Below are 5,328 nucleotides of genomic sequence, written 5' to 3'. Positions count from 1 at the left end.
GATCGCGATGGCGTACTCGATTGGATCCATGGCGACGGTCGGGCCGCTGCTGTACCAGGTGTCGCCGAGGTGAAATTGTACATTAAACCCAAGACGCCGATCGTCAGGAAGGGCGACTTCCGAGACCGCATCGGACATGTCATTGCCACTTCACCCGGCCGTGCTCAGACTGCGGCTATACTTCAGCATGCCGTCGACTTAATAAGTTGGTCGATCGCACCTTTTCCGGCCTCAGGTAACTGCGTCCCTTCCTCCGCTGCACCGGCGCACGTAAGGCCTGATTAGGGAATGATGTTCGCCGAACTTGGTTCAATTGAGAGCAGGAGAGAGACACAGGTCGATGGTGATACCTCAGCTGCCCGTGCAGAATCCCGGAGGTGGCGCTTGATCCGCGGAATGAGGCGGCGCTTATGCGGCGAGCGTCGGCGAATATACGGCGGTCGTGACGTCCGACTGATCGCTCGCGTTGGCGCTTCCGGCCACTAGGTTTAAGCTCATCGGGCTTCGATGCGGTCGTGTGTTGCCAGCGCAACGCAATCCCTGCCCAGATTGCCCAAGGTGGGGTGTTGCTCTGGTTCAGATCAAAAGGCGGCAAGGTGATTTAGGTACTAAATGCCCATCGGCATCACATCGACCGTGGAGAAAGCACAGAGGAAATGCCCCATGATGCTCCGCACCTTAGTTCGAGCAACTGAGCGAAACACCGTAGCGTTTCATTACCAGAAGTAGGACCGAAATGAAAAGGCCCCAAGGTCGCGCTTGCGGCTATGGCGGCCGACACGCGCAAAGCCGCGTCGCTTCCGGACGACAACGCCCGCTGGTTCGCGTCGCCGATGAGCTACAATCTGCAAATCATCGGCGACGTGACCGGCAAGTGTGGGGCTATTAGACCGCCGTGGCGGCGCCGCCGGCCGGCGCTGGCGGCGATCAGGGCCGGCCTCACGTGCGAGGCAGTCCACGGCAGCCGAGGAGGTCATTCTCCGTCGGCTACCACACCGGGCAGCCGGTTGGTCAGCCCTTCCCAGAGGCGCCGCAACTCAAGCGGGCGATCGATGTCGGTATGATGTGGGTCACGACCTTGCCGTGGTGTGAGAGAGGAACGATGGCAAAACCGCGTCTGGAGACCTTGAAGTCCATCAACGCCGAGTTTCTTGGCAACCAATGGGTTGACGGCGATCTTGAGCAGTTGGCGACGTCTCCTTTCGGGATCGTCTCCAGCTTCGAGAGCTTGCTCTCGGATTTGCGCAGTATCGTCGCCAGGGACCTGGGTCATATCGCGCCGGACGGCGTAGCGCAAGCATCACACTCTGGTCATGACTGATTCAAGGTCAATCAAGACGATCGTCGCCGCACTCGAGGGCGGCAACCGGTCCGCGGTGGAGATTGTCAGAGAATGCATCGCTGCGGCCGAACGGACCAATTCCTCGTTGCGCAGCTTCATTACGGTGGCCGCTGACCACGCGCTAAAACAAGCAGGGAAGTCCGATGCACGCCGAAGGGCGGGCCGCGTCCTAGGCCCGCTTGACGGAATTCCTTACGCCGCGAAGGACATGTTCGAAACGCGCGGCATCCGAACCACCGGTGGCAGCAGGGTGCTAGAGAACAATGTGCCGGACACGTCGGCGGCAGCCATTTGCATGCTCGACGCGGCGGGGGCGGCCCTGATCGGGAAAACGAACCTCCACGAATTCGCCTATGGCGCGACCGGCGAGAACCGCTGGGCCGGAACGGTCGTCAACCCCCATGACGAGACAAGGCTCGCTGGCGGCTCGAGCAGCGGCTCCGCAGCGGCCGTGGCGGCCGGCATCGTGCCGTTCGCGCTCGGCACGGATACCGGCGGCTCGGTTCGCGTTCCGGCCGCGCTCTGCGGCATCGCCGGGTACAAACCGAGCTATGGCCTGATCAGTCTCGATGGCGTCATCCCCTATTGCTGGTCGTTGGACCATGCGGGCGTACTCGCGACATCAGTTGAGGACCTGGAGCTTGTCGTCAGGCACATCGCGAAGCTCCCGCCGGCGACGCAACCCAGTGCGGCGCTGAGGGTTGCGCTGGTCGAGGGCTTCGAGGAAAAATGCGAGGAGCCGGTGCAAGACGCGTTCCTCGCGACGAAGGGGCACATGCGACGTTTGGGGGCAATGTTTGGCGCGATCGAACTCCCAGACCAGTCCGTAGCCCGCACGGTCTCGCTGACAATTCAGCTCGCCGAGACACTTACCTATCACGGCCCCAATCGCGCCCGCGCCCGCGATCGATTCGGTGCTGACATGCGCGGCGGCATGGTGTTGGGGCAGTTCCTATCTGCAGAAAGCTACATCCAGTGTAAGCGCATGCTGGGAACTTACAGGCGAGCGTTTGCGCAGGCCATGCAGATGTTTGATGTCCTGCTGACGCCGGCGTGTCCGATCATGGCGCCGCAGGTCGGGACCGTCGACGTAGACATTGCGGGGCAGACTATTCCGCTTGGCAACGCGCTGACGCTGTTCACTTCTTTCTTCAATCTGGTAGGTGCGCCGGCACTAGTGTTGCCGGTCGCCTCGCCGAGCGGCGGCCTACCCGTCGCTGTGCAGATTGTTGGATCGCCCGGCTCCGATTCCCAGCTCTTCGGGATCGCCCTCATTCTCGAGAATGTATGCAGGGCGTGTAGATCCTGACCGCTGCGAGGCAGTTCGTTCAAGCACTTTGGCAAATGAGCGGAGTATCCAGACAAGACTGAAGACAATTCACGTCACCAATTCCTTTCGGGCGATGCGCTCGCCGGTCTGGCATTCGTTTGCTGACCCAATTTGGGGCATGACCAATTTGTGATCACATCATTTGGCGGCGCCTACGCTGTGAGCCGGCTTAACGGTTGTCTTGCAACTTGTGGAATTGCCGCGCTCATTGTGCGCTGCCGCTGCGAGCCTGCGATCACCGTTGGCCAATGCAGCCATAAGGTCCAGCACTGGATGCTTACGGCGAAGGTTCCGTAACCATGTGGTTGATAGACGAACACTCTAGTGTCGTCGGCGCCGCGATGGCAAATAGCGCTGCAGCGAGAGCGCTGGATATCGACGAAGGTCACCGCGGCGCGGAGGGCCACGCCGGCGCAGGCGTTATTCCCGCCGCCTGGGAGTGGGCGTCGACCTCTGAGACAATGGCTGCAATCGCGCTCGGATACAAATCGCCCTGCGTGTGGCAAGCTCTCGGCCTGCGGAAACAATCGATACATATGCCACTGGGCGCTGGGTAGGCTATGGGGTTGCCGCAGCTACTTCCCCACCATTTGCGGCTGGGTCATAAGCTTCGCTTGCGAACAGCGTGTCGTAGATCGCCAGGCTATGATGGAGGTGATGTTATCCGCAGAAGATCGGATCGAAGATGCGGAGATCATCCATCACCATGCGCACCGTCCGTGTCGGTGGACGCCGTCGGCCTTTGGCAGGGCGGTCAGGGCGTTCTTCGTCTTCGTCAGGTGGCGCGCCCGAGTACTTGCCGCGGTGACGCGAGCATAGGTTATCGCCCGGCACTCGCCGGCGTACCCTGAGCACGGCCCGATCAGTGGCGTCAGCCCGGTCTGAGACGGGGTGAAGGCGAGATTGTACGCGACCACCGAGGACCAGATCTAAGCTTTGAAGTGATCGAAGCGGTCGACAACGCGTTCGATCAGCTTGCGCGCATTCGGCCCTACCACGGAGAACTGGCCCAAGCGTCGGTGGTCGAAATCAACTGGACGTCCAGGCCAAAGGCATTGCCGCGCGAACTCCATGTGTCGGTAAACTGGGCCGGCCTGTGCCGTGGTCGTCGACACGACAAAATTGGCGGTCAAGGCGGCATGCAGCATCGTCGGGTCTGAAGCCGTGAACGATAAGTTGAGACCAAGCATGGGAGGGAAGGAACTCCCCTACATGCTTGAGGCGCGGCCGTGCGCTCTCGTTTTCCTTGGGAATGGACCGACGGCTTCAGTGCACCACCCGGCATATGATTTCAACGACGAAGCCTTCCCTACGGCATCGGGTATTGGGTGAACCTGATCGAGACGGTTCTGGCCGATTGAAGCGAGCGTCATCCGCACCACCTGGGTAAACATTACCGATCGGACGCACAGCCGGAACTCCGTGGCGCCTTGCAGGCTTGGTTTCGGGCTATGACGTCGCCCGAAGGCTCAAGATCGACGGCGATGAGGTTTTGGCGGCCTGAAACGGCGATGTGGCAGCTGTTGGGTGCTTTTCCGCGAGCCTCGCTAGGAGACAGAACGCCACTGTCTGACCACAGCATGCCGCCGTCGAAACGGGCTACGACGGAATTGCCGCCGACAGATGACAAGCCGCTCAGTGGCAGCGTAAGACCATTCATGGCGGGTGTGGTCTCCGGAAATGATTCGGATCGGCCTTACCAACCAAACCCTAGGTCATTTCAATGGCTTGAACCACATCCGCCAACCCGCCGTGAATTTTTCAGGCTAACACTCACGCGAAAACCAGAACGCGGCTGGTATGCGCGTCATGCCGATCCTTTCATAGAAGCCTACAGCGTCGGGCTCGGAAATCAACGCCATTGCGACGACAGGTCCGAGCTGCCGGCGCGCGTCGCCAACCAGGCCCTTGCCGATGCCAAGCCCTTGCGCCGATTTCGAGACGGCGAGCTCGGAGATATAGCAGACCCAAAAGAAGTCGGTGACGCCGCGGAGAACTCCGACCAGTTTCCGGTCGCGCCGGTCGAGCCGCGCCGTCAGCACTAGATCGGCATGGCTAAGCATCGCCTTCAGCCGCAGCTCTCCATGGCCTCCCCCGAAGCCGGATTCCACCAACACTCGGCAGAACTCAGCGGCATCGAGGTCCGGCTCGCTAGCGTAAAGGATTTTAGGGGGCTCGGGCACACCATCTCCTTTCAGAAACGTCTCAAGTATAAATTGAATTGCATCCTATTCTGTGCAATCATAGTAACATCAGCAGTTGCTTTGGTGGTTCATCACTTTTGCTCGTCGGGAAGGTGCCCCGAACGGGGTTTGGCTGCGAACTGATCGAAGCTCCACCAGTCGGTCGTACCGCGACGACTATAACCTCTTACCTAGCGCCGCTGCGCAGAGGTAAGGGCCACATATTGTTCCTATTCGCCAAGGGTCGGAAATGGTGTGATCGACCAACTGATCGAGTCGACGGCACGCTGAAGTGCGATCTCGGTCTGAGCAAGACTGGGTGAAACGGCGACGACATGTCCGATACAGTCTCGGTAGTCGCCTTTCCTGATGATCGGCGTCTTGGGTTCAACATAGAATTTGACCTCGGCGACACCTGGTAAAGCAGCCGCCCGACTGTCGCCATCGATCCAGTCGAGGATCCCATCGCGATC

General features: G+C 60.2%; 6 protein-coding genes and 2 pseudogenes. 6 read left to right on the top strand and 2 right to left on the bottom strand.

Features of this window, described 5'->3' with window-relative positions; genetic code table 11:
- From LB557_RS31300 to LB557_RS31935, 6 genes and pseudogenes are all read left to right on the top strand, one after another.
- Positions 1-285 (top strand): annotated as a pseudogene (locus LB557_RS31300) (hypothetical protein); the annotation flags it as partial.
- 817 nt (positions 286-1,102) lie between these two features.
- Positions 1,103-1,321 carry a hypothetical protein gene (locus tag LB557_RS31295; RefSeq protein ID WP_033839217.1) on the top strand — a complete coding sequence of 73 codons (219 nt, stop codon included), beginning with the start codon at positions 1,103-1,105 and terminating at the stop codon, positions 1,319-1,321.
- The gene (locus LB557_RS31290) at positions 1,314-2,651 is read left to right on the top strand and encodes an amidase (RefSeq protein WP_027033295.1); all 1,338 of its coding nucleotides are present in this window, start codon (positions 1,314-1,316) and stop codon (positions 2,649-2,651) included. Before LB557_RS31295 ends, LB557_RS31290 begins: the two co-directional genes overlap by 8 nt.
- A 320-nt stretch (positions 2,652-2,971) precedes the next feature.
- A complete protein-coding gene (locus tag LB557_RS31285; protein ID WP_027033296.1) occupies positions 2,972-3,229 on the top strand; it encodes an MmgE/PrpD family protein in 258 nt (85 codons plus the stop codon).
- A 384-nt stretch (positions 3,230-3,613) separates the two neighbouring features.
- The gene (locus LB557_RS31280; RefSeq protein ID WP_169627230.1) at positions 3,614-3,832 is read left to right on the top strand and encodes a hypothetical protein; all 219 of its coding nucleotides are present in this window, start codon (positions 3,614-3,616) and stop codon (positions 3,830-3,832) included.
- Positions 3,774-4,004 carry a M20/M25/M40 family metallo-hydrolase gene (locus tag LB557_RS31935; protein WP_342355840.1) on the top strand — a complete coding sequence of 77 codons (231 nt, stop codon included), beginning with the start codon at positions 3,774-3,776 and terminating at the stop codon, positions 4,002-4,004. The genes LB557_RS31280 and LB557_RS31935 overlap by 59 nt, the downstream gene beginning before the upstream one ends.
- A 434-nt stretch (positions 4,005-4,438) precedes the next feature.
- Here the strand turns inward: LB557_RS31935 and LB557_RS31270 are convergent, their stop codons facing one another.
- Together LB557_RS31270 and LB557_RS31265 are read right to left on the bottom strand one after the other, a co-directional pair.
- The gene (locus tag LB557_RS31270; protein WP_027033298.1) at positions 4,439-4,855 is read right to left on the bottom strand and encodes a GNAT family N-acetyltransferase; all 417 of its coding nucleotides are present in this window, start codon (positions 4,853-4,855) and stop codon (positions 4,439-4,441) included.
- Positions 4,856-5,085: 230 nt separating this feature from the next.
- Positions 5,086-5,328, bottom strand: a pseudogene (locus tag LB557_RS31265) (hypothetical protein); the annotation flags it as partial.

The sequence above is a fragment of the Mesorhizobium sp. BR115XR7A genome (assembly GCF_020165315.1).
In the GTDB taxonomy this organism is placed as follows: Bacteria; Pseudomonadota; Alphaproteobacteria; order Rhizobiales; family Rhizobiaceae; genus Mesorhizobium; species Mesorhizobium australicum.
Note: the sequence above shows the minus strand (reverse complement) of the source record. Positions and strands in the feature narration are given on the sequence as shown.